Source organism: Flexivirga oryzae (assembly GCF_014190805.1).
GTDB classification, from domain to species: domain Bacteria; phylum Actinomycetota; class Actinomycetes; order Actinomycetales; family Dermatophilaceae; genus Flexivirga; species Flexivirga oryzae.
Map to the genome: position 1 here is coordinate 1,971,274 of NZ_JACHVQ010000001.1, position 23,386 is coordinate 1,994,659.

The 23,386-nt window shown below is 68.5% G+C and carries 20 protein-coding genes; 5 read left to right on the forward strand and 15 right to left on the reverse strand.

Features of this window, described 5'->3' with window-relative positions:
* Positions 1-2 precede the first annotated feature (2 nt).
* From FHU39_RS09220 to FHU39_RS09230, 3 genes are all read left to right on the forward strand, one after another.
* Entirely contained in the window at positions 3-1,145 is a 1,143-nt protein-coding gene (locus FHU39_RS09220) for a glycosyltransferase family 4 protein (RefSeq protein WP_183320068.1), read from the forward strand.
* Positions 1,146-1,487: 342 nt separating this feature from the next.
* A complete protein-coding gene (locus tag FHU39_RS09225) occupies positions 1,488-2,777 on the forward strand; it encodes a mechanosensitive ion channel (protein WP_183320069.1) in 1,290 nt (429 codons plus the stop codon).
* A gap of 156 nt (positions 2,778-2,933) precedes the next feature.
* Positions 2,934-4,898: an aconitate hydratase gene (locus tag FHU39_RS09230; RefSeq protein WP_183320070.1), complete on the forward strand. Its 1,965-nt coding sequence runs from the start codon at positions 2,934-2,936 to the stop codon at positions 4,896-4,898.
* A 1-nt stretch (position 4,899) separates the two neighbouring features.
* Here the strand turns inward: FHU39_RS09230 and FHU39_RS09235 are convergent, their stop codons facing one another.
* The 12 genes from FHU39_RS09235 to FHU39_RS09290 all read right to left on the reverse strand — a co-directional run bounded on the left by FHU39_RS09235 (position 4,900) and on the right by FHU39_RS09290 (position 17,193).
* Positions 4,900-5,934 (reverse strand): NADP-dependent oxidoreductase, encoded by a 1,035-nt coding sequence (locus tag FHU39_RS09235; RefSeq protein WP_183320071.1) that lies wholly within the window; start codon positions 5,932-5,934, stop codon positions 4,900-4,902.
* A gap of 55 nt (positions 5,935-5,989) precedes the next feature.
* Complete coding sequence (locus FHU39_RS09240) at positions 5,990-7,147, reverse strand: alpha/beta hydrolase family protein (protein ID WP_183320072.1); 1,158 nt, start codon at positions 7,145-7,147, stop codon at positions 5,990-5,992.
* A gap of 9 nt (positions 7,148-7,156) precedes the next feature.
* A complete protein-coding gene (locus FHU39_RS09245; protein WP_183320073.1) occupies positions 7,157-8,104 on the reverse strand; it encodes a fumarylacetoacetate hydrolase family protein in 948 nt (315 codons plus the stop codon).
* Entirely contained in the window at positions 8,101-8,898 is a 798-nt protein-coding gene (locus FHU39_RS09250; protein ID WP_183320074.1) for an SDR family NAD(P)-dependent oxidoreductase, read from the reverse strand. The genes FHU39_RS09245 and FHU39_RS09250 overlap by 4 nt, the downstream gene beginning before the upstream one ends.
* Entirely contained in the window at positions 8,895-9,845 is a 951-nt protein-coding gene (locus FHU39_RS09255) for a VOC family protein (protein ID WP_183320075.1), read from the reverse strand. The genes FHU39_RS09250 and FHU39_RS09255 overlap by 4 nt, the downstream gene beginning before the upstream one ends.
* Before the next feature lie 152 nt (positions 9,846-9,997).
* Entirely contained in the window at positions 9,998-11,887 is a 1,890-nt protein-coding gene (locus FHU39_RS09260) for a hypothetical protein (RefSeq protein WP_183320076.1), read from the reverse strand.
* Positions 11,888-12,085: 198 nt separating this feature from the next.
* A complete protein-coding gene (locus FHU39_RS09265) occupies positions 12,086-13,213 on the reverse strand; it encodes an FAD-dependent oxidoreductase (protein ID WP_183320077.1) in 1,128 nt (375 codons plus the stop codon).
* 113 nt (positions 13,214-13,326) lie between these two features.
* Positions 13,327-14,100, reverse strand: coding sequence for an SDR family NAD(P)-dependent oxidoreductase (locus FHU39_RS09270; RefSeq protein WP_183320078.1), 774 nt, complete (start codon positions 14,098-14,100; stop codon positions 13,327-13,329).
* A complete protein-coding gene (locus tag FHU39_RS09275; RefSeq protein ID WP_221185199.1) occupies positions 14,097-14,537 on the reverse strand; it encodes a VOC family protein in 441 nt (146 codons plus the stop codon). The genes FHU39_RS09270 and FHU39_RS09275 overlap by 4 nt, the downstream gene beginning before the upstream one ends.
* Positions 14,534-15,910: an NAD-dependent succinate-semialdehyde dehydrogenase gene (locus FHU39_RS09280; RefSeq protein ID WP_183320079.1), complete on the reverse strand. Its 1,377-nt coding sequence runs from the start codon at positions 15,908-15,910 to the stop codon at positions 14,534-14,536. The genes FHU39_RS09275 and FHU39_RS09280 overlap by 4 nt, the downstream gene beginning before the upstream one ends.
* Positions 15,910-16,899 carry a fumarylacetoacetate hydrolase family protein gene (locus FHU39_RS09285; RefSeq protein ID WP_343065797.1) on the reverse strand — a complete coding sequence of 330 codons (990 nt, stop codon included), beginning with the start codon at positions 16,897-16,899 and terminating at the stop codon, positions 15,910-15,912. Before FHU39_RS09285 ends, FHU39_RS09280 begins: the two co-directional genes overlap by 1 nt.
* Positions 16,900-16,902: 3 nt before the next feature.
* Positions 16,903-17,193, reverse strand: a complete 291-nt coding sequence (locus FHU39_RS09290) for a putative quinol monooxygenase (protein WP_183320080.1) — start codon at positions 17,191-17,193, stop codon at positions 16,903-16,905.
* Between the two features lie 188 nt (positions 17,194-17,381).
* Between FHU39_RS09290 and FHU39_RS09295 the strand changes: the two genes are divergently transcribed.
* Entirely contained in the window at positions 17,382-18,779 is a 1,398-nt protein-coding gene (locus FHU39_RS09295; protein ID WP_221185200.1) for an FAD-binding protein, read from the forward strand.
* Positions 18,780-18,781: 2 nt separating this feature from the next.
* Here FHU39_RS09295 and FHU39_RS09300 read toward each other — a convergent pair whose 3' ends face one another.
* Positions 18,782-19,699, reverse strand: a complete 918-nt coding sequence (locus FHU39_RS09300) for a LysR family transcriptional regulator (protein WP_183320081.1) — start codon at positions 19,697-19,699, stop codon at positions 18,782-18,784.
* Between the two features lie 86 nt (positions 19,700-19,785).
* Here FHU39_RS09300 and FHU39_RS09305 point away from each other — a divergent pair, with 86 nt between their 5' ends.
* Complete coding sequence (locus FHU39_RS09305; RefSeq protein ID WP_183320082.1) at positions 19,786-20,721, forward strand: LysR family transcriptional regulator; 936 nt, start codon at positions 19,786-19,788, stop codon at positions 20,719-20,721.
* 37 nt (positions 20,722-20,758) lie between these two features.
* Here FHU39_RS09305 and FHU39_RS09310 read toward each other — a convergent pair whose 3' ends face one another.
* A complete protein-coding gene (locus FHU39_RS09310; protein ID WP_183320083.1) occupies positions 20,759-21,814 on the reverse strand; it encodes an ABC transporter permease in 1,056 nt (351 codons plus the stop codon).
* 17 nt (positions 21,815-21,831) lie between these two features.
* Positions 21,832-23,385 (reverse strand): sugar ABC transporter ATP-binding protein, encoded by a 1,554-nt coding sequence (locus FHU39_RS09315; protein WP_183320084.1) that lies wholly within the window; start codon positions 23,383-23,385, stop codon positions 21,832-21,834.
* Between the last annotated feature and the right edge of the window lies 1 nt (position 23,386).

Below are 23,386 nucleotides of genomic sequence, written 5' to 3' on the forward strand. Positions count from 1 at the left end.
CGATGAGAATCGTCCACGCGGCCGACTCGTTCGCACCGGATGTCGGCGGCATCGAACGCCAGGTGGAGGCGCTCGCCCTCGCCCAGCGCGCCGACGGGCACGACGTGTCGATCATCACCGCGGTCAACAAGGACGACGCGCAGGACGACGACCTCGACGTGCACCGCGGGCTGCGGACCCGGTGGATGACGATCGCCTTCCCGTCGTTCAACCATTCGATGGTCGCCGAAGTGCTGGACCGCGGCGACGTCGACGTGGTGCACGCGCACTTCACGGTCGCCTCCCCCATCGCGATCTATGTCGCCCGCGCGGCCAGCCGGCGCGGCATCCCGGTCGCGGTGACGGTCCACTCGGTGTGGTGGAAGGTCGCGGTGGCGCACCGTTTCGTCAGCGGCGTCTTCTTCGGGCCGAGCCTGCTGCGGGTGGTCTACTCCGGCGTGAGCACGATGATCGCCGAGCACATCAAACGGGTCTACCCGCACTGCGGCGAGGTGTCCGTGGTGCCCAACCTGGTCGACACCGATTGGTGGGCGCCGGCGACCCCGTCGCTGCACCGCGCGGGCGACCCGGACTTCCGGGTGGTGCTGGTCGGGCGGCTGAAGAAGCGCAAGCACATCGACGAGTTCATCGACATCCTGTCCCGGGTCAAGGCGAAGGTCCCGACCGGCACGTCGGTGGCCGTGTCGATCGTGGGCGCCGGCCCGCGGCACGACGACCTGCAGGAGCAGATCGAGCAGCTCGGTCTCGGCTCCTGGGTCGAGTTGCTGGGGCACCGCACCCCGGAGCAGATCCGCGACCTGCTGCACGAGTCCGACCTGTTCGTCGCGCCGTCGCGCCAGGAGGCGTTCGGCATCGCGGCCCTGGAGGCCCGCAGCGCGGGCGTGCCGGTGGTGGGTTACAACTTCACCGGGCTGGCCGATTTCGTGGAGAGCGGGGTCGAGGGGCTGCTCGTCGACGACGCCGACGACATGGTCGACAGCCTCGCGAAACTGCTGGTCGACGCCGAGCGCGTCGAACGGCTGAAGGCCTCCACCCGCTCGCGTCGGCCGTCCGTCACCTTCGACGACGCGATGCGCGCGACCTACGACTTCTACGAACGGGCACGGCGCGAACTCGGCAGCCGCGGGGAGAAGCAGTCCCGCTGAGACCGCGGCGGCCCACCAAAGCGACGGCCGAGTGAGGGCGAGGAACGAGCCCACATCGAGGCCCCCCGTACCCCGAGCGACGGCCGAGTACGGGCGAGGAACGAGCCCACATCGAGGCCCCCCGCACCCCGAGCGACGGCCGAGTAAGGGCGAGGAACGAGCCCGCATCGAGGTCCCCCTCACCTACCAAGGAAAGCGCTACTCTCCCGCGCGCGCATATTGTAATGCTTTTATGTGCAATCTTCAGGGGTTTCAATAACTTACCCATTCGGCTAGCTTGCAAAGCACGGAACACAAATCCGCACGCGCTGCAAACGGCGCCCGCTGAAAAGGGGTAGGCACATGCATTGGAGCGATTTCCAATGGTCGGACATCATTACCAGAATTGTCGCGGCCATTGTCATTCTCGTCGTGACCTGGCTGCTCGCGAAGCTCGCCAAGAAGCTGTTGGCGAAGGCATTCGGGAGGGTCCCGGCGCTCAACCGGCAGGACGGCACCGGCGATTCGCTGGCTGAGTCGCTGAGCACCATCGCGTCACTCATCATCTGGGTCTTCGGCCTGATGGCGGTGCTCAACCTGTTCCGGCTGAACGAGGTCACCACCCCATTGCAGGACATGCTGAGCACGCTGCTGCACACTCTGCCGCAGATCCTGGGCGCCGCACTGGTGATGTTCATCGGCTTCGTGCTGGCCAAGATCGCCCGCGAACTGGTGGTCACCGCCTTGCAGGCGGCCAACGTGGACCGATGGGCCGACAAGCTGGGTGGCGCGGCGAGCCAGCAGCTCGAGGGAGCCTCCGGTGCCGTACCCGGGTATGACGCACCCCAGCCGCCGCAACACCTGCAGGGTGAGCAGCAGGGGCTCGGTCAGGCGCACGCGCAGGCCAAGGCCCAGCAGGGCGGTAAGCCGATGCGGATCTCGACCATGGTCGGCTACCTCGTCTTCGCCATCGTGCTGCTGGTCGTGGCGATCTCCGCGTTGCAGATCCTGGGCATCAAGTCGATCTCCGACCCGGCATCGCACATGCTGAAGCTGATCCTGGACACGCTCCCGCTGATCATCGGCGCGGGGATCCTGCTGGCCATCGGCGGCGTCATCGCCAACTTCGCCGGCACCCTACTGGAGAACCTGCTGCGCGGGATGAACGTCGACGGTGCGGTGCAGCGGATGGGCGTCGACACCGAGAACGTCGACGTCGCCAAGACGCTGGCACGGATCGCGCAGGTCGCCATCGTGCTGTTCTTCGCGGTGGCGGCGGCCAACGTGCTGCACATCCCGCAGATGACCGAGATCCTCAACACCGTTCTCAGCATCGGCGGCCGGGTGCTCTTCGGTGCGGCGATCATCGTGGCCGGCGTGTTCGTCGCCGGCCTGCTGGCGAAGCTGGTGACCGGGCGGACCGGCGATGTCGTGAAGATCGCGACGATCGTGCTGTTCGCGGCCATCGGCCTGCGCTACATGGGTTTGGCGAACTCGGTGATCAACCTGGCGTTCGGTGCGCTCGTGGTCGGCGGTGCTGCCGCGGCGGCACTCGCCTTCGGGCTGGGCGGCCGCGACGCGGCAGCCCGTCAGCTGGAGAAGCTGCAGCAGAACGCCGAGTCGTCCCGGTCCGCCGACCCCGATCACGCGTAGCGGGCGTCATACCCATCCAGGAGCCCGGCGGGACCACCCGTCGGGCTCCTTCGGGTTACGCCACCGGTGCAGGGGGTATGAGGCAGACGACTCGTCTCGAAGGACCCGATCAGGCCGAGCACCTTCGCCCGATGGCCCGGCCGGAGAGGAACGCGTATGGCGCTCAACGTCGCTCAGAAGCTGATCCGTGACCACTTGCTGGACGGTGATCTCACGCCGGGGGCGGAGATCGCGCTGCGGGTGGACCAGGCGCTGGTGCAGGACGCGACCGGGACGATGGTGATGCTCGAGCTGGAGGCCCTGGACCTGGACCGGGTGAGGACCGACGTCGCGGTGCAGTACGTCGACCACAACCTGCTGCAGGAGGACGAGCGCAACCCGGACGACCACGCGTTCCTGCGGTCGGCCGCGCAGCGTTTCGGGTTGTGGTTCTCCGGGCCGGGCAACGGTGTCTCGCACCCGACGCACCAGCAGCGGTTCGGGCGTCCGGGCGCCACGATGGCCGGGTCGGACTCGCACACCTGCGCGGCCGGCGCGATCGGCATGCTCGCGGTCGGTGCCGGCGGGTTGGACGTCGCGATGGCGCTGGCGGGTGAGCCGCTCTATCTGCGGATGCCGGAGATCTGGGGTGTGGAGCTGACCGGTGAGCTGCCCGACTGGGTGTCGGCCAAGGACGTGGTGCTGGAGATGCTGCGTCGCCACGACGTGAAGGGCGGCGTCAACCGGATCATCGAGTACCACGGCCCCGGCCTGGCGGGACTGACCGCGATGGATCGGCACGTGATCGCGAACATGGGCGCCGAACTCGGCGCCACCACAACGGTTTTCCCGTCCGACGACGAGGTGCGCCGGTTCCTGGCGGGCGAGGACCGGGAGGAGGTATGGCGCGAGCTGGTCGCGGACGACGGCGCGTCCTACGACATCGACGAGCAGATCGACCTGTCGACGCTGGAGCCGCTGATCGCCAAGCCGTCCTCCCCCGGCAACGTGGTGCCGGTCCGCGAGCTCGCAGGGGAGCCGGTGTCGCAGGTAGTGGTGGGGTCGTCGGCGAACCCGGGGTTGCGGGACTTCGCGGTGGTCGCCGAGACGCTGCGTGGCCGCTATGCCGAGCCGGGCGTCTCGGTGGACATCAACCCGACCTCACGGGAGATCCTGCAGGACCTGATCAAGGGCGGCTGGCTGTTCGACCTGATCAGCGCGGGGGCGCGGGTGCACCAGTCGGGGTGTCTGGGCTGTATCGGGATGGGTCAGGCACCGGCGACCGGGCGCAACAGCCTGCGGACGATGCCGCGCAACTTCCCCGGCCGTTCGGGCAGCCGGGAGGACTCGGTGTGGCTGTGCTCGCCGGAGACAGCCGCCGCGGCAGCACTGACCGGGGTGATCACCGATCCGCGGGATCTCAGCAAGGACAAGGGGATCGACTATCCGAGACCGGCGTTGCCGGAGCACGCGAGCGTCAACACCGCGATGCTGGCCGAGCCGCTCCCGCTGGAGCAGGCGCGCGACGTGGAGCTGGTCAAGGGGCCGAACATCTCCGAGCTACCGGACTTCGACGGGCTGCCGGACCGGGTCGAGGCGCAGGTGGGGCTGGTCGTCGGTGACAACGTGTCGACCGACGAGATCCTGCCGGCCGGCGCGAAGGTGCTCCCCTACCGCAGCAACATCCCGAAGATCTCCGAGTTCGTCTATCACGCGGTCGACGGCGACTACGTGGACCGGGTCACGGCGCTGCGCGACGAGGGCGGGCACATCATCCTCGGCGGGGACAACTACGGGCAGGGCTCGTCGCGTGAACACGCGGTGATCGCGCCACGTTACCTCGGGTTGCGGGTAGTCATCGCCAAGTCTTTTGCACGGATCCACTGGCAGAACCTCGCCAACTTCGGGATCCTCGCGCTGGAGCTCGTCGACGCCGACGACTACGACGACATCGAACTCGGCGACACCCTCGTCCTGGACGGGCTGCACTCCGCGTTGCGAGCCGGCGACACCGTCGAGGCCGGCTCCTCGCGCAGCGAGGCGTCATACACGTTGCGGCACCGGTTGTCGTCCCGCCAGGTCGACATGGTGCTGGCCGGCGGGCGGATTCCGTTGCTACGCGAGAAGATCAGCGAGGACTGACTCACCCCGCCGTCGGGTCGTCGCCGACCCGGATCAGGAGCTTGCCGACGTTGCGACCGGTCAGCAGCCCGCGGAACGCCTCGGGCGCCCGCTCGAGGCCGTCGACGATGTCCTCCAGGTAGTGCACTTGACCGCCTCGGATCCAGCCGGACATGTCGCGCTGGAAGTCCTTGTAATGCGTTGGCACGAAATCGGATTGGATGAATCCGCGCACGGTCAGGCTGAGGGTGAGGACCTTGCGGAAGAAGCCGGGCAGCTGGTCCGGTCCGGCGGGTGCCTCGGTGGCGTTGTAGCCGGCGACCAGCCCGCAGACCGGCATGCGGGCGTAGAGGTTCAGCCGGTCCAGCACGGCTTCGGTGACGGCGCCGCCGACGTTCTCGAAGTAGACGTCGATGCCGTCGGGGGTCGCCGCGGCCAGGTCGTCGACGAAGGTGGGCGACCGGTGGTCAATGGCTGCGTCGAAACCGTAGGTTTCCAGCAGGATTCGGCACTTCTCGGGGCCGCCGGCGATGCCGACCGCGCGTGCTCCCTTGGCGCGGGCGATCTGGCCGACCGCGGAGCCCACCGGCCCCGCGGCAGCCGCGACCACCACGGTCTCCCCCGCCTTGGGCTTACCCAGCACCAACAGGCCGGAGTATGCCGTGAACCCCGGCATCCCGAGGACGCCGACAGCCGTGGACACCGGTGCCTGGGCCGGGTCGAGGCGTCGCAGGTGCTTGGCGTCGGCAACGGAGTGGGTCTGCCAGCCGGCATACCCGAGCACGATGTCTCCGGCCGCGAAGTACGGCGAACGGGATTCGAGCACCTCGCAGACCGTGCCACCGACGATGACGTCACCCAGCTGCAGGCTCGCGGCATACGACTTCGCCGTGCTCATCCGGCCGCGCATGTAGGGGTCGAGCGACAGGTAGATGGTCCGCAGCAGCACCTGCCCGTCGGCGAGCGCCGGCAGGTCGACGGTCACTGTCTCGAAGTCGCTGTCCTGCGGCATACCCACCGGGTAGGCCGCCAGCCGGATCTGGGTGGTCGTGGTCATCGACCTATCCTCCCTCCTGGTCGCCGATCCTCACAGACCACCCCGCGAACGCTCATTACCAATTGCCCAACTCGGCGATGGTGTCTTGGACCCAGTCGGCGATGAACGAGTTGATGTGCGGCATGTGGTCCAGACCGACGTGTTCGGCGGCGCCCTCATCGGGTGTGAAGATCCGCAGCTCGCGCTTCGGGCTGTGGACTGCCTGATCGTAGGACTGGTGCGCATAGTCGACCGAGATCTGCCGGTCGTTGGCTCCGTGCGCGATCAAGAACGGGCAGGTTATCTGATCGACGACACCGTTGAGGTGGATGCCCTCGGCGTAGGAGATGAACTCGTCGAGGTCGTCGTACCCGAAGACCCACTTCACGTGTTCCCAGTAGTGCGGGACGGGGTTCTCACCCTCGCGCTGCAGACGCTTCTTCTGCACCTCACCCCAGTTGTGGTTGGCACCCCACACCGCGATCAGCTTGATCCGCTTTTCGAAGGCCGCGGCGCGCGGCACGTAGTAGCCGCCGAGTGACCAGCCGACCAGACCGATCCGGCCGCTGTCGACGTCAGGACGGGACTCGAGGTAATCGACCTGCGCCGTCGCCCATGCCTCGGTCCCGATCCGCGCCTTCAGGTCGCCGAAGCGCAGCGCCTCACCCGAGCCGGGGTTGTCGATCATCAGCACCGAGATCCCCCGCTGGCGCATCTCCTGCGGCCAGCCGGACGTGTACATGTGCTCCTTGGTGGAGTCAAGCCCGTTCCACATGATCACGCACGGCACCGGCTCGCCGTTCACGCTTGCGTTGGAGAAGTATGCCGGCAAGCTGGTGCCCTCGAACGGCACCTCGACCCGGCTGACCGCCGGGTCGGCGATTTCGAAGACCTTCGCGAATGCGTCCAGCGCTTGTTGGTAGAACGCCCGGCGATCCGGATCGGCGTTGCTCAGCATCCGTTCGGCCTGGCAGACATACAACCCCGAGCGATACCACTCCTGACCGGCCGTCCGCAGGTGACCGGCCGCCTCGGAGGCGTGCGCCTGGTCGGCCAGCTGGTCGGCGACCGCCTTCCACGATCGGACGAACAGTTTGCTGCCCGAGTCGACGTCCCGTGCCTCCCGAGCCGGGCGGCAAGCACGATCGACCTCGTCGATCAGACCGCCATTGTTCAGCGTCGCGCAGACGCCAAGGTTCCAGACGTACTTGGGCCCGGTGAAGTATTCGAACATCTGCTACTCCTAGCTGCGGGGACGGAACGGCCGCAGCGCGGGTGCCGGCGCGGCCTCGATGATGGTGTTGGTCAGTGAGCCGAGCCGGCCCACTGCGATGGTGACGGTGTCGCCGGGTTCCAGCGGAGGCGGCAACTGGCTGCCACGGCGACCCCACAGCTCGGCGAGACAGCCGCCGTTGCCGAGCGTGCCCGAGCCGAGCAGGTCGCCGGCCCGGACCGCCGAATCGCGGGACGCGTAGGCGATCAGGGTCGGGAACGGCCAACCCATGTGACGCAGCGAGTCGTCCCCTATCTGTACCCCGTTGATCTCCGCGGTGCCGCGAAGCGACAGGAAACCGTCGGCGTCCACGCAGTCGGCAACCTCGTCGGCGGTCACGATCCACGGCCCGAGCGCGCTGCCGAAGTCCTTGCCCTTGGCAGGCCCGAGACCCACTTGCATCTCGCGGGCCTGCAGGTCCCGCGCGGAGAAGTCGTTGAACAGCGTGTAACCGAAGATCGCGTCGGCGGCCTGCGCTTCGGTCAGTGAGCTGCCACCTGCGCCCAGCACCACTCCGACCTCGAGCTCGAAATCGAGTGCGCGACATCCGGTGGGCCGGGCCACCTCCTCCCCCGGCCCCAGCACTGTGTGCGGGTTGGCGAAGTAGAAGGTGGGGGCGTCGTACCACGCGTCCGGCACACCCTCGGCCCCCTCAACCGAGCTCCGGACGCCCTCGACGTGCTCCTCGAAGGCGACGAAGTCCCGGATGCTCGTGGGCCGGTATGGCGCCAGAAGCCGGATCTGGTCGAGTGGGGCACCAGGGACGCGCACCGCTCGTTCGCCGAGCGCCAGTGCGCGGTCAAGTCCTTCCGAGACGATTTCCTCCACGGAGTGTCCGCCCGGGACCGGATGTGCCGTCAACCCGTCGATCACCACTGCCGTGGTGCGTCCGTCGATCGCGGCCGTGCCGAATCTCATGACTCCTCCGTCGCGGGCCTGGTGGCGTCGGCGATGCCCTTGTGCGAGACGTGCGCCGTCAGCCCGCCGTCGATGACCAGCTCGGCGCCGTTGTAGTAGGCCGACTCATCGGAGACCAGGAACAACATCGTCGGCGCGATGTCCGCCACCTGCCCGGTGCGCCCGAGCGGGATCTCAGCGACGGCTGCGGCACGGAACGCAGGCGAGGCAGACTCCATCAGCGGCGTTTCGACGAGACCCGGCATCACGGCATTCACCCGGATGCCGCGCTCACCCAGCTCCAAGGACGCGGTGCGGGTCAGCCCGCGCAACGCCCACTTGCTCGCGGTGTACGGCGCGGCCGCGTGCCCGGACACCGCGGCCACCGAGCACACGTTGACGATCGACGCACCCGCGCCCATCAGGGGCACCAGCGCCTGGATGCCCAGCAGCGGACCGGTGACGTTGATGTCCATCGTGCGGTGCCACACGTCCAGGTTGACGTGCGGCAACCGGTCGCGGGCTGCGACGCCGGCGTTGTTGATCAGCGCGTTGACCCGGCCGTGCTCCCGTCGGACGGCAGCGGCCAGACCGGCCCAGTCCGACTCGGATGTCACGTCCAGACGCCGGTAGCTGATGGACAACCCGTCGCCGGCGAGACGTGCCTCGAGCGCCATACCTTCGTCGTCCAGGACATCGACGGCGAGGACGGTGGCGCCTTCCCTGGCCAGCGCCTCGACCTCGGCGGCGCCTTGCCCCCGGGCCGCGCCGGTTACGACCACGACCTTGCCCGCCACACGGCCTGTGTCGCTCATACCGGCGGGGCGACGAAGACGCCGCGGTCAGGATCGTTGAAGGAGTCCTTGGCGATGAGCTCGCTCATCGCGTCCGCCGTCCCCCACACATCCTGCGTGTTCGGGTCCGCGATGTCGAAGACGTGCGGGTGCCATTCGTCGGTCGTCAGCCGGTCCAGCTCAGTGGTGTACTCCATCGTGTTACCGCTGGGGTCCAGGAAGTAGCTGAAGGTGTTGTTGCCGGCGTTGTGCCGGCCGGGGCCCCAGATCTTCTTGATGCCGGCCCGCATCACCCGGCCGGTCCCGCGCATGTATTCGTCGAGGCCGCGCATCTCGAAGGACACGTGGTGCACCGAGGTGTGCGGTCCACGGGCGATCGCCAAGCTGTGGTGCCAGTCGTTGCACCGCATGAAATGCATCATCTCGCCCATGTGCTCGCCCCACAGGGTGTCGGTGAGCATGAAGCCGAGGTGCCTGGCATACCAATCCCGAGTCGCATTCGGGTCTTTCGAGTTCATCACGGCGTGCGAGATCCGCACCGGGATCGCCTCGCCTTCCTCGATCTCCCGGTGCTGTCGTGTGGCGACGTCACTGGAGACCTCGATGGTGCGGCCATCGACGTCGAAGAAGCGGAAGCCGTACCCGCCGCCGGCGGTCTGCAGCTCCCCAGGCGCGCCGACGACCCGGATGCCCTCGCTGCCGAGCTTGGCGGCCAGCGCGTCGACGGCCGCGCGGTCCGTCGCGCCGAACGAAATCAGATCCAGCCGCTTGTCACCGGCCTGGCGGAGTCGAACGATGTACTGCTCCGGTGAGCCTTCCGCCGCGAAATACGACAGTTTGCCGTCCGTGCCGATCTCGGTGAGCCCCCACGTGTCCCGGTAGAACGACCGCTGTGTGCCGTAGTCGGGGACGGCCAGGTCGACGTGACGCAGGTGCGTGATGCCGAACGGGTTGACGTTGCCGGGCATGTCTTCTCCTTGCGAGGTCGCGGGATGTGTTGCGTCGAACGTAGGTCGGTGCGCGCGGGTGGCGGAACTCACTGCTGCGCATGCCAGCTATCGGTGTCGGTCATGGAAAGAGCGGTTGCTGCCCGGGCCGCGGACGGCCCGGGCAGCCGCACTCAGGACAGGGAGATCACGACGTTTCCGGTGTAGGTCTTGCCGGCGTCGATCGGTGTGCGCACGCCGTCCACCGTCATCGTGACCTGCTTGCCGTGAGCGCCCAGCACCCGCGAACCGTGACCGACCGTCAGCTTCGAGAGGTATGACGTGCCGGTGACGGTCCAGGCGGCGTCGTCCAGGTCGACGATCGTGCCGTTGTTGACTGCCTGCCCGGCGTGGTTGTCCACCTCGTCCAGCTGCTGGTAGTTCGACGAGTCGATGGTGCTCACCCGGTGCTTGGCTGTCGAGGACGACAACACTCCGGCGATGGTGGAGTGGTCGAAGTTGAGCACCATGTTCATACCGCTGGTGGCGGACCCACGGAAACCATTGAAGAAGTCCCCGCGCAGGTGGGCATGGGTGAAGGTCGACTGCGCGTCCGAGTCGTGAACGCCAGCAACGTCCCAGCTGGTGTCCTTGACCGGCGCGCCGGTGGGCTCGGTGTAGACACCCTGGTTGACCAGCTTGCCATCGACCACGACCGGCCCCGGGTCGTCGTTGGTCATCACCTGCATCAAGATGCCGTTCTGCGGAGTCAGCTGCGCGCCCTGCGACCCGTCGACGTTGAGGCTCAGCGGTGCACCCTTGACCAGGAAGGTGGCCTCCTTGGTGTTGAACCTCGTGTGCCCGCTGATGTTCTCCGTGGCGGGCCCGAAGTTCATGATCCCGAAGCGCCGCGAGTTCACCACCGTTGCTTTCGTCGGTATCGCTGCGAGCCGCCGGGTGGTCAGTCCGATGGAGTTCCAGGAGTTGGCCGCCTTGACTGCCGAAGGGGTGCTGTCGCCATACGTGACGGTCCCTCCGGTGATGATGCTCGCGTAGGTCGCGACGTCCAAGGTGGTGCCCAGGATCCGCTCGGTCGCGTTGCCGATCGCGTACGTTCCATAACCGCCCTCGGACCCGACGTGCTTGAGCCGGTCGTTGACGGCCACGAGCTGCACGTCGGAGCCGGCATCGGTGGAGAGCAGGCCCCAGCCGGTCGAGGAGACTGAGGTGTTCAGGTAGGAGGCCTTGGTGTTGTCGCCCAGCAGGTTGGTGGCGCGCACGTTGCCCTTGATGCCGAGCATCCACGGCGCGTCCTGCATCACGGCGAGGTCGACGGTCGACTGGTAGTCGCTGGGCAGTACGCCGTCCCGCACGCTCAGCTGCGAGTTCTCGACCACCAGGTTGCTCCCGCCGGTGGCGACCACGGCGCTGCGGTCGGTGCCGTGGTTGGCGATGTTGACGTGGTCGAGCACGACGCGGGTGCCCGTCCCGGTGGAGGTGACGGCAGTCCCGTAGCCGACGAAGTCGGACCGTCCGTTGCCGTTGAGCCGGATGCGGCTGTTGCGCAGGCTGTAGTCGCTGGTCGCGTAGAGCGCGTTGAAATCCTCACCCGTGGATCGGACCAGGATCCCGTCGGCGCTGCGTGACCTGACCCGCCCGGCCTGCACCGCGGCGGGCACCGATGACCCTGCCTGGAGTCCAGCCGCGCCGACGTAGAGGGCCTGCCGGAACGGGAACGTCAAGCCTTGCCACGCAACGGGATTCGCGTCAGCAACAGTGAGGACGATGGCGCCGCGATACGTCCCGGGCTGCAGGGCGGTGTCCGTGCCGCCGGTCTTGGTGAGCGCGGCGCCGGTGTCGACGCCGTTGACGGTCAGGGTCAGGCTCTCCCCGGACGGCGCGGTCACGGTGGCGCCCGGCTCGATCGTGAGACGGTGCAGCCGGACGGTAGACGTGACCGTCCAGGTGTCGCCGGAGTGGACCGTCTTGTCGGGGTCGGTGGCGGCGGATGCGCCGGGTTGCACGCAGGTGGCGAGCGCCAGAGCTGCCACGGGGGCGAGCGCGATCATGCGACGGTGAGACATCGAGAATTCCTCTCGTAGTGATGAACGCCCTGGCCACCTACGCGTCGCAGTCAAGCAACGCCGGCAGCGCGGAGGAACTCACCGTGGCTGATGCCTGTGATCCGGGTCACCGATGGTGGGACACCGCCGCCGGCACTGCAGGCCAGGGCAAGGAGCGAGCAGCGCCGGCGACGGCGGGACTACGGGTGGACTGCCGCCTTACGGCGCAGGGATCAGGGCCTGCAACGCCTCGTCCATGACCCGACCGGGGTCGGCGTCCGGTGTCCCCGGTCGCTGCTCCCACTCGGCCAGCAGCAGCGTGGCGTCGACGACGCCCTTGATCCGGGGGACGCGGCGTGCGTGGAACGCGGCGAGCTGCTCCTCCAGGTCACCCTCGGCTGTCACGTGGCGGGCCAGCAGGAGAGCGTCCTCCACGCAGAGTGCGGCACCCTGCGCGACCAGCGGCGGTATGGCGTGCACGGCCTCACCGAGCGCGAGCACCCGGCCGCGGTGCCACGGTCCGGCGACGAAGATCCACTCGATCTCCTGGAAGTTCAGGAAGGTGTCCTCGTGGATCGACTCCCGCAGGAAGTCGAACTCGCCATGGAATCCCGCCATCAGCCGGCGGACTTCCTGCCAGTCGGCGAGATCGTTCGCGGTGCGTTGCGGCTCGCACAACACGAAGACGTAGCAATGGGTTTCGCTGACCGGGGTGTAGCCGACCTTATAGGCGCCACCGGACCCGAGCGGGAATGCGATGCCGCCGCGCATATCGGGTTTACGAGAGGTCACCGCCCGCCAGATGCCCAGCCCGGAGGAGGCCACCTGCTCGGTGATGCCGAGCGCGGCACGCGACCTGGAGTGAATGCCTTCGGCGACGATCACCAGGTCCCACTCGCTCGTCGTTCCGTCCGAGAGGGTCGCCGACGCTGTGGCGCCGACCGTCTCGAAGGACACCAGCTCGGTCCCGAGCCGGAAGGCGACGCCTTCCGCTTCCGCCTTGCGCACCAGCGCCCCGTGCACGTCGGGGCGCAGCGCGCCGATGGTGGGCGGCAGGTCCGGACCACCGGTGCGCGGGGTGTCCAGGTGGGCCAGCTCCGTCCCATCGGCGAGGAAGAGCGTGATGCCGTCCTCCTCCGGGAAGGCATCGCCGAGGATCTCCTCGAGCACACCGAGCTCGCGAAACACCCGCAATGCGTTGCCCTGAATGGTGAGCCCGTGCCCGACCCGCGCCCAGGCACGGACCTTGTCGACGACCGTCACGTCGACGCCGCGCTGGGCGAGCGCGATGGCCGCGGTGAGGCCGGTGAACCCGCCACCGACGACGAGCACATTCCGAACCGACATCCCTGACTCCTTCGCTGAACTTGCGACGTATCCGTTGCTGAGCCGACCGTATGAGTCCCGCGCGGCCCCGCACAGACGCCGATCGTGATGGCAGCCATCAGGCACGGATGCGCTCAGCCGAGCACCGATCCACCGCCATCGATCACGAGGTTCGCGCCGTTGATGTAGGTCGCCTCGTCCGAGCACAGGAAGATGGCCGCGCTGACGATGTCCTCGGGTCGGCCGACCCGGCCCGCGGGGATGCGGTCCAGCACGATCCGGCGCACCCGCTCGGGCGGATCCGCAAGGAACGTGCGGGTATTCGGTGTTTCGACGAGGCCCGGACTGATCGCATTCACGCGGATGCCGTGCGGCGCGCCCTCGACCACCAGCTGCCGGGTGAGCGACAGGACACCCGCTTTGGCGGTGCCGTGAGCGTTCTGCGGCATGAACTCCACACCCCGCAACGCGGCGATCGAGCCGACGTTGAGGATGACGCCGCCACCGTGCGCCTTCAGGTGCGGCCAGGCCGCCCGGACGGTGTAGAAGACGAGGTTGAGCTCATTGCGCATCGTGAAGTCCCAGTCGTCCACCGACAGGTCCTCGATCGACCCGAAACGTTGCGTGGACGCGTTGTTGTAGAGGATGTCGATGCCGCCGTGGACTGCCACCGCATCGTCCACCCACTTCTCGGCCTGGAGAGCGTCGCCGAGGTCGACCCCGCCCATCACGGTCAGGTCGCCGCCCTGCCCACTCACCACCCGTTGGGTCGCGCGCACGCCCTCCTCGGACAGGTCGCAGCCGACGACCTTTGCGCCGGCAGCACAGAACATCCGTGCCGCTGCGACGCCCATCCCGCCACCGATGCCGGTGATCAGCGCGATCTTGCCATCCAGTCTTCCGGTCATGCGGTGTCCTTGCCTGCTGCGATGCTGCGGTCGAGCAGCTCGATCAGGTTGCCCTCAGGGTCGGCGACATACGCCATCCGCACACCCGGCTCCGGCGAAGGCCGCGGTGACATCCGGTCGGTGGCGCCTGCGCCCACGAGGACGTCATACGCCAGGTCCACGTCGGGGACGTCGAAGGCGAGGTGTCCGAAGCCCAGCGTCAGGGCGGCGTCGACCGGGGAGTCCGGTTGCATTCCCGCCACGTGGCCCGTGCGGTGCAGCAGCTCGATCCGGTGACCCGCCGCGCTGTGCAGCATCACGCCGGCGAAATCGACGTCGGGCAGGGCGAATTCAAACTCCACCTGGAGGGCGAGCGCGTCGCAGTACCAGCGCGTCATCGCCGCCAGATCAGCGACATTGAGCCCGACGTGGTCCAGGCGACCGGTGACGCCGGTCACCGGACACCACCGACGTACACCGTGCGTTGGTTGGTGAATTCACGCACTCCGTCGGCGGCGAGCTCACGCCCGTGACCGGACCGCCTGATCCCGCCGAAGGGCAGTCGCGGATCGGAAGCGACCATGGCGTTGACGAACAGCGCGCCCGATCGGATGCGCCGGCCAACCGCGAGCGCATGGGCCGGCTCGCCCCAGACCGAGCAGCCGAGTCCGTATGCCGTTGCATTGGCCATCTCGACTGCCTGGTCGTCGTCGCGTGCTCGCAGGATCGCCGCAACCGGACCGAAGGTCTCCTCCGTGGCTGCCGTCATATTCGGCGTCACCCGGTCCAAAATTGTTGGCAGGTAATAGGTTCCGACCGATTTACCACCGGTGACGAGCTCGGCACCTTCGCGCACCGACGCCTGCACCTGCGCGTGTAGCGCTGCCAACAGGTCCGGTCGGGCCATCGGGCCGACCTGCGTGTCCGGGTCGGCCGGGTCGCCCAGTCGCAACCGCGCCACGGCCGGACTCAGCCGGGCGACGAACTCATCGGCTATCTCGTCGACGACGACGAAGCGCTTGGCCGCGATGCAGCTCTGGCCGCCGTTGCCGAAGCGTGAGCGCACCGCCTGGGCGACGGTGTGGTCGAGGTCGGCGTCCGCGAGGACGACGAACGGATCGGAGCCGCCGAGCTCCAGGAGGCTCTTCTTCAGCGCCTTTCCGGCAGCGGCACCGACGGCTGAGCCGGCTCGCTCGCTGCCGGTCAGGGTCACGGCTGCGACCCGGTCGTCGGCGATGATCCGCGGCACGACCTCGGGCACGTCGGCCTCGGCGATCACCACGGTCTGGAACAACGCGTCGGGCGCTCCTGCCTTCGCGAACACGTCGGCGAGCGCCAGCGCGCAGCCGGTGACGTTCGGTGAGTGTTTGAGCACACCGGCGTTGCCCGCGACGAGCGCGGCGCAGGCGAAGCGGATCACCTGCCAGAACGGGTAGTTCCACGGCATCACCGCGAACACCACGCCGAGCGGCTCCGCCGCGACCCAGGATCGCCGGGCGTCGCTGGCCAGCTCCCGGTCGGCCAGCCAGCCCGGCGCTTCCTCGGCGACGACGTCACAGTTTCGTGCGCACTTGTCGACTTCGGCGAGAGACTCGGTGATCGGCTTGCCCATCTCGGCGGTGATCAGCGCGGCGTGCCGCTCCCTGTCACCGCGCAGGATGCCCGCGACGGCCCGCAGAAGCTCGGTTCGGTCCCCCACCGGCCTGCTCGCCCACCGCTGCTGCGCCGTCACCGCACGGTCCAGAACTGCGTCGATCACAGCCCAGTCAGCGGCCTCATACGTCTGCAGGGTGCTGCCGTCGATCGGACTGATCGTGGTCACGGTGGCCATCAGGCGCTCTCCCCCAGTACGACGCGACGCCGGGCCGGCGGCACCGGCGCAGCGGTATGACGCTGCGGCACCACCCGGTTGCGGATCGTGCCGATGCCCTCGATGGTCATCTCGACGACGTCACCGGGACCCAACGGCGGTGGCTCCAGTCGCCCGGTGCGACCCCACGACTCGGCGAGCGAGCCGGACGCGCAGGTGCCGGAGGCCAGCACTTCACCGGCCCGCACCCAGGAGGCGCGCGAGGCGTGCGCCACGAGCTGCTCGAACGACCACCCCATGTGACCGGACCGATCGGCTCCGACCGGCTCACCGTTGACCTGCACCTCCATGGCCAGGTCCAGGAAGCCGTCGGCGTCCCGCTTGTCGTCGAACTCGTCGACGGTCACCACCCAGGGGCCGATGGTGGTGGCGAAGTCCTTGCCCTTGGACGGGCCGAGCTTGAGCTTCATCTCCTTGCCCTGCACGTCTCGTGCGGACCAGTCGTTCATCACCAGATATCCGCCGATCGCGGCTCGCGCCTGCTCCGGCGTCGCGTCCCGCACATCACGACACACAACGGCGGCGAGCTCCAGCTCGAAATCGAGTCGCTCGGTGTCCGGCGGGTGGGCGATGTCGTCATACGCACCGACGACCGCGTGCGGGGCCATGAAACAGAACACCGGGGCGTCATACCACTCGGCGGGCGGGCCCGCATTGCCCATGCCCTTCTCCATGCCGTCCACGTGCGCCTCGAAGGTCAGGAAATCGCGCATCGCGACCGGGTAGACCGGCGGCAGGAGGACAACATCGGCCAAGCCGATACCGTCGGCGCCGGCGGCGGCATCCGCCGTCTGGTCGCGCAACTCCTTCGACGCCGCCAGCAGGTCGACGAGATCGACGGCTCCGGGGATCGAGTGGACCGTGGTGCGTGCGCCGGCTCCGAGGACCAGCCCCACCTGGGGGTCGGCCGCGGGGTCCGCATCACGGCCACGGAACCTACACAGTCGCACGGCTCAGCCGAAGGTCTCGTAGAACGCCCGGGCCCGGTCGGTCAGCACCGGGATCGCCTGGCCCGCGCCATACTCCTGGAAGTGCTCGGACTCGCCGTGCGCCCGGTAGGCCGCCTCGTCGTCGTAGATCTCGAAGAGGTGGAACACGTGCGGGACCTCGGGGTCCTGATACGCCTGGTAGTACTGGTTTCCGGGCTCCTGACGGGACGGCGGCGCCAGCTTCGTGATGGCGTCCTTGACGATCTCTGCCTTGTCAGGCTCCGCGGTCCACGTGGCCGCAACGACGTAACCCATTGCTTGTTCCTCCTGTGAGTGTGCACGGGCGGGCTGACGCCCGATTCCACGCTTGACGCTAGATCCACGAGGGTGCCGGCGGAACTCACCGGAACCGATAGCTGGCATCCGCACCGGAACGTTCCGCAGGGTCGCACCGGAAAAGTACGGTCGCCGGAGACCGTGGGCGAGCTGGCGAAAGGAAACCCGTGAACGAGCAACCATTGACCGACGCAGCAGTGGACCATCGCTGGGCCGGGAGCCTGCTGACGCGCGGTGACGAGGGCTTCGACGCTGCCGTCGTCGATCGCGTCTTCAACCGCCGCCTGCCGGTTCGACGGCCCGCGGCGGTGCTGCGCGCCGGGTCCGAGCAGGACGTGATCCAGGGAGTCAGGCTGGCCCGCGAACGCGGCTGGAAGGTCGCGGTCCGCTCCGGCGGGCACAGCTGGGCGCAATGGTCGATGCGCGACGAGGCGCTGGTGATCGATCTCGGCGGGCTGCACGAGCTCACGTATGACGAGGGCACCGGCATCGCGACTGCCTCCCCCGCGGTGCGCGGCGGCACGGACCTCGGGCCGTTCCTGGAGGAGCGCGGGCGCTTCTTCCCCGGCGGCCACTGCCCGACCGTCGGCATCGGCGGGTTTCTGCTGCAGGGCGGCCAGGGCTGGAACGCCCGCGGCTGGGGCTGGGCGGCCGAGTACATCATCGGCATCGACGTCGTCACCGCCGACGGCGATCTCGTGCACGCCAGCGAAACCGAGAACACGGACCTGTTCTGGGCGGCCCGCGGCTCGGGGCCGGGCTTTTTCGGCGTGGTCACCCGCTTTCACCTGCGCACCATTCGACTCTTCGGGCATCTGGCACAGACCGTCCAGGTCTACGACCTGCAGGAGTACGACGAGGTGATGACCTGGCTGCAGGGCATGCACCACACGGTGGCGGACACGGCCGAGATCGTCGCCCTGACGCACACTGACCGGTCGGTGCGGACCGACCGTCCGGTGCTGACCGTGACCGCGCTCGCGCTCGTCGACGATGCGGCTGAGGCCGACCGGGTGCTGGCGCCGTTCCGGGACTGCCCCGCCCGCTCGCGAGCGCTGGTGGACGTCGACTCGGCGCCCACGACGCTGGCCGAACAACGCGCGCGCCAGCTGCTCGAGAACCCCGAGGGCCACCGGTGGGTGGTCGACAACGCCTGGCTGTCCGGAACGCCGCAGGAGGTCGTGTCGGCCGCGCGGACCGTGTACACCGACCTGCCGAACGACACCTCGTTCACGATCTGGTTCTCGATGGCGCCGCTGCGGCAACTGCCGGACATGGCGTTCTCACTGCAGTCCGAGATCTACCTGGCTTCCTATGTCCTGTGGGCCGACGCCGCGCACGACGAGAGGTGTCGGCTGTGGCTGGATCGCGCGATGGCCGAGCTGGAGCCGGTTACCGTCGGCCAGTATCTCGGCGACGGTGATCTCGCCCACCGGCAAGTCCGGTTCATGTCCGACGCGGCCTGGCAGCGGCTCGGGCGGATCCGGCAGGACCGCGACCCGGACGGCCTGTTCGTGGGCTATTTGGCGGGCGCAGGCGCCACCAATCAGAACCACTGGGAGTGAGCTCAGCCTGCGGCGAGCGCCTCCCGTGTCTCGTCGAGCCGGTCGAACAACCAGCAGTGCGCCGGGTCGTCCAGCCGGGACGGCGCGAACCAATAGCCCTCGACCAGTGGAACGTCGTCGAAGGGCGAATCCGCAACAGTGAGTGTGGTTCCCGGACCGATCACCATTCGAGCCAAACGGTCCGGCAGCACAGCGACCATGTCGGTGCCCTGGATCACGAACGGCAGCGGCAGCCAGCCGCTCACCTGGACCGACACCCGACGATCCAGCCCGAGCTCGGCGGCGGCGCGATCGGCGGGTGTGAGGTTGCCCGGGCCGAACTCGCCGACGGCATACGACAGCGCCCGCAGGTCGGCGAGCTCGAGCCGACCGTTCCGCAGCCGCGGGTTGCCCCGATCGACGAGGCAGACCATCCGATCCCGCCACAGCGGCCGGTTCTCGCCGAGGAAGCCGAAGCCTTGCGGCCCGACCATCACGTCGTAGTCGACCAGCACGCGCTCGGACGCCCGCAGGTCGGGGCCCATCTTGTCGATCTGCAGCCGCAGATGCGGCGCCTGCGCGGAGATGACTGCCATCAACGGTTCGTGGAGCACGGCGATGGCGTAATCACTCATCGTCAGCCGGAACAACCGGGTGCTCGTCGCGGGATCGAACTCCTCTTCGACCTGCATCGCCCGGCCGAGCAGATGCACGGCACGCTGCACCTGCGGGAGCAGCTCACGGGCAAGCGGCGTCAGCTCGTAGTCGCGCCCCGACCGAGTGAGCAGCTCGTCATCGAACCTGCGCCGCAGCTTCGCCAGGGCGCCGCTCATAGCCGGCTGGCTCAGCTCGAGCCGCTTGCCCGCGTTGGTCACGTTGCCCTCCTCGAGCAGCGCTTGCATAGCGACCAACAGATTCAGATCGGTCCCACCCAGGCCCATCGGCGGCGCTCCTTTCGATGCGTGTCGACGGTAGCTCAGCTCACTACGATGACGACACCGGAAGCCGGACTGGAGGAGCCATTGGGATGAGCAGTGATGCGCTACACAGCGTGGACGCCAACCTGCTGCTGTCGTTGCAGGCGTTGCTCGAGGAACGCAACCTCACCCATGCGGGCACCCGGATGAACATGACGCAGCCGGCCATGAGCGGCGCGCTCACCAGGCTGCGGCGGCACTTCGATGACGACTTGCTCGCGCGCACTTCGCAAGGGTTCGAGCTCACCGACCTCGGACGCCGACTGGTGCCCATGGTGGCCGAGGCCGTTGCGGCGGCGGAGGCGCTGCTCGGCGAGGCGCAGCCGTTCCGGCCGGACGAAAGCACCAAGCGGTTCATGGTCAGCACCTCGGAATACGCGATGACGGTGCTCGCCGCCCCGCTCACCCGGGTGCTCGCCGAGCGGGCACCCGGCTGCTCGATCGCGTTCGACGCAATGCCGCCCACCCGCGACCAGTTCGAAGCGCAGCTGCTGCGGCGGGACTTGATCATCGGACCGACCTGGTTCGATTTCCCCGGCTCGCGGCAGCCGGTGTTCACCGATCACCTGGAATGCATCGTGGCCCGGGACAACGGCCGTGTCCGCGATGGCCGGTTGTCCCTGACGGACCTGCGGCAGATGCCGCATGCAGTCTCCGAACTCGGCATGCCCGGTGAGTTCCCACGACCGCTGGAGGCCGCGATGGAGCGGGTGGGCATCGTGGATCGGCACGTGCAGGTCCAGGTGAGCAGCCTGCTGACGCTGCCTTTCGCGGTCGCAGGGACGCAGCTGTGTGCGTTCGAGCTGTCCCGGCTCGCCGAGCGCTGCCTGGTGCCGCTGGACCTGATCATCGTGGGCACACCGCTCGACCGGGTCGAGATCACCGAAGCGGCACACTGGCACCCTCGCCGCGCCGCGGACCCGGCGATCGTGTGGCTGCGTGAGCTGTTGTATGACGTTGCCATCGAACTGGATTCGTCCGACTGACCCATCGCGCGAGGAGTCACCCGCCACCTGCGGCACCTCAGCTGGTGCGGCCGCGGTGCCGGCCCAGCCAGGTGGACAATCCGACGGCGGCGAGCAACGCGATACCGTTGAACACCGGGCTGACCCAGGTGGACGCGCCCGCGAGAGTGAGACCACTGACCGCGACGGCGACGAACAGCACGCCGATGAGCGTTCCCCACACGTTGAAGAAGCCGGGCCGGACGGCGGTGGCGCCCAGGAACGCCGCCGCCAGGGCCGGGAAGAGCAGCGATGTCCCATCGCTGGCAGTCGCGCTCCCGGTGCGAGCGAGCTGCAGCACACCGACCACCCCCGCGATGGCACCGGCCAGCACGAAGGTGACGGTCGCGTAGCGGGCTGACCGGATGCCGACCAGTTGCGCGGCACGAGGGTTGGCGCCGACGGCATACAGGGACCGGCCGTACGGAGTGTGACTGAGCAGGTACCACAGAGCCGCCGCAATCAGGACCACGACGTAGACGACCTCGGGGATGCCGAACAGGTTCGAGTTCCCGAAGTTCACCAGGGTCGGCGAGATACCGGCGAGGATCGTCTGGCCTCCGGTGTACCACTGGATGATGCCGGACAGCAGGGTCGCCATACCCAGGGTCGCCACGAACGCGTTCAGCCGGAACCGCGTCACCACGATCCCGTTGATCAGCCCGATCAGCCCGCCGATTGCGATAACGGCGACGCACGCGACCCCGAGCGGCACCCCGTGATGCGACATCAAACCTGCGGCGAAGACGGTCGCCAGGGCCGAGTTGGCGCCCACCGAGAAGTCGAAGTAGCCACAGATCAGCGGCAGGATCGCGGCGAGAGCGAGCAGGGCAACCGTTGCCTGGTTGCCGAGCAGATAGGCCAGGTTGCTGGCCGACAGGAACGTGCCGCGTGACTTCGGCAGGATGGCGAAGAAGATCCCGATCACCACGACGAGCATGAGCAGGGCGTTGCTCTCCAGGATCGCCCGCACCGGCTGTCGCGTGGGCTGGGCGAGCGGCGCTTGCGGATCGCTCTGGACGTGATCAGCGGCGGCGCTGTTGGCCGGTGCGGCGGTCTCGGTCAGGCTTGGCATGGTTGTGTCCTCGTTCTTCATCGCGGCGCTCCTGCGCGGAGCAGATCGGTCTGGGTGACGGCGGTCAGCTGGTCCGCCGTGAGGTCGTCGCCGGACAGCTCGCCCGCGACGACACCGCGCTGCAGGATGACCACCCGGTCACACAGCGCGGCCAACTCGGCGAAGTCCGAGGACGCCACCAGGACCGCGGTCCCGGCGGAAGCCGCTGACCGCACCGTCTGATAGATCTCCTGGCGCGACATGACATCGACGCCCTGGGTGGGCTCGTCGAGCAGCAGGATGCGCGGTTCGCGACGCAACCACCGCGCCAACACCACCTTTTGCTGGTTGCCGCCGGACAACGTTGCGAACGGAGCGCTCAGATCGCCGGCCTTGACCCGGTGGGTACGAACCAGGTCGCGTGCGGTGCTGGACTCGGCGGCGCGCGACATACCGCGGGCTCCCCAGAATTCGCGCAACACCGAGACACCCAGGTTCTCCCGGATCGACAAGTCCAGAAAGGACGACTCGGCGAGGCGATCCTCGGCGACATACGCCACGCCGGCGGCCATCCGGGTCTTGGCGTCCTCCCTGCCGGACTGCCGCACACCGTGGATCAGCAGATCGCCGGCATCCGGCCGACGCGTTCCGAAGACGGTCCGCAGCAGGGTGCTGCGGCCGCTGCCCACCAGACCGGTGACACCGACGATCTCGCCGGGCAGCACCTGCAGGTCGACGCCGGCGAGGGGTCCGGCGTGCAGTGAGGTGATCTCCAGCGCCGGCGCGGCCTCCTGCCGCGCCCGCTCCGCGACCCCGGGCAGTGCCGCCCCGGCGGGCCGGCCGACCATGTGAGCGACGAGGTCGTCCTCGCTGGGCGTTTCTCCCACCAGCGACGCGACGCTGCGCCCGTCGCGGAAGACGGTGAAGTCGTCGGCCACCTCCAGCACCTCGGCCATTCGATGGCTGACCATCACCACTGTCTGGCCGAGGTTGGCGCGGCGACGGATCGCCTGCAACAACGCTTCCGACTCGTGCGCCGGGAGGGTCGCGGTGGGCTCGTCCAGGACCAGGACCGGCTCACTGGCCCCGGTCTCCTGCAGGGCGCGGGCGATGGCGACCATCGATCGCTGCGCGGGACGCAGCGCGCCGACCGGCTGGTCCGGCACCGCCTGAATCTCGAAGGCTTCCAGCAGCGCCGCGACATCGGAGCGCAGCTTCTTCCAGCGGACGCGTCGCACTCCCGAGGTGGGGTAGCCGGCATCGAGCGCGAAGTTCTCCGCGATGGACAACTCGTCGAACAGGCCGAGGTCCTGGTGCACGAAGCGGAACCCCGCCTCACGGCTGGCCACCGATGTCCACTCGGCCGCAGCGTGCTCGATGCCGTGGACCGCGATGGTGCCGGCATCAGCGGTGTAGACCCCGGCGAGGATCTTGATGGCGGTCGACTTGCCGGACCCGTTGCCGCCGAGCAGTGCGTGGACGGCGCCGCGTCGCAGGGTCAGTCCCGCACCGTCCAGCGCGCGGGTGTGCCCGAAGACCTTGGACAGCCCGGCGACCCGCACCACGACGTCGCTCGCAGGTGGCGTGGACATG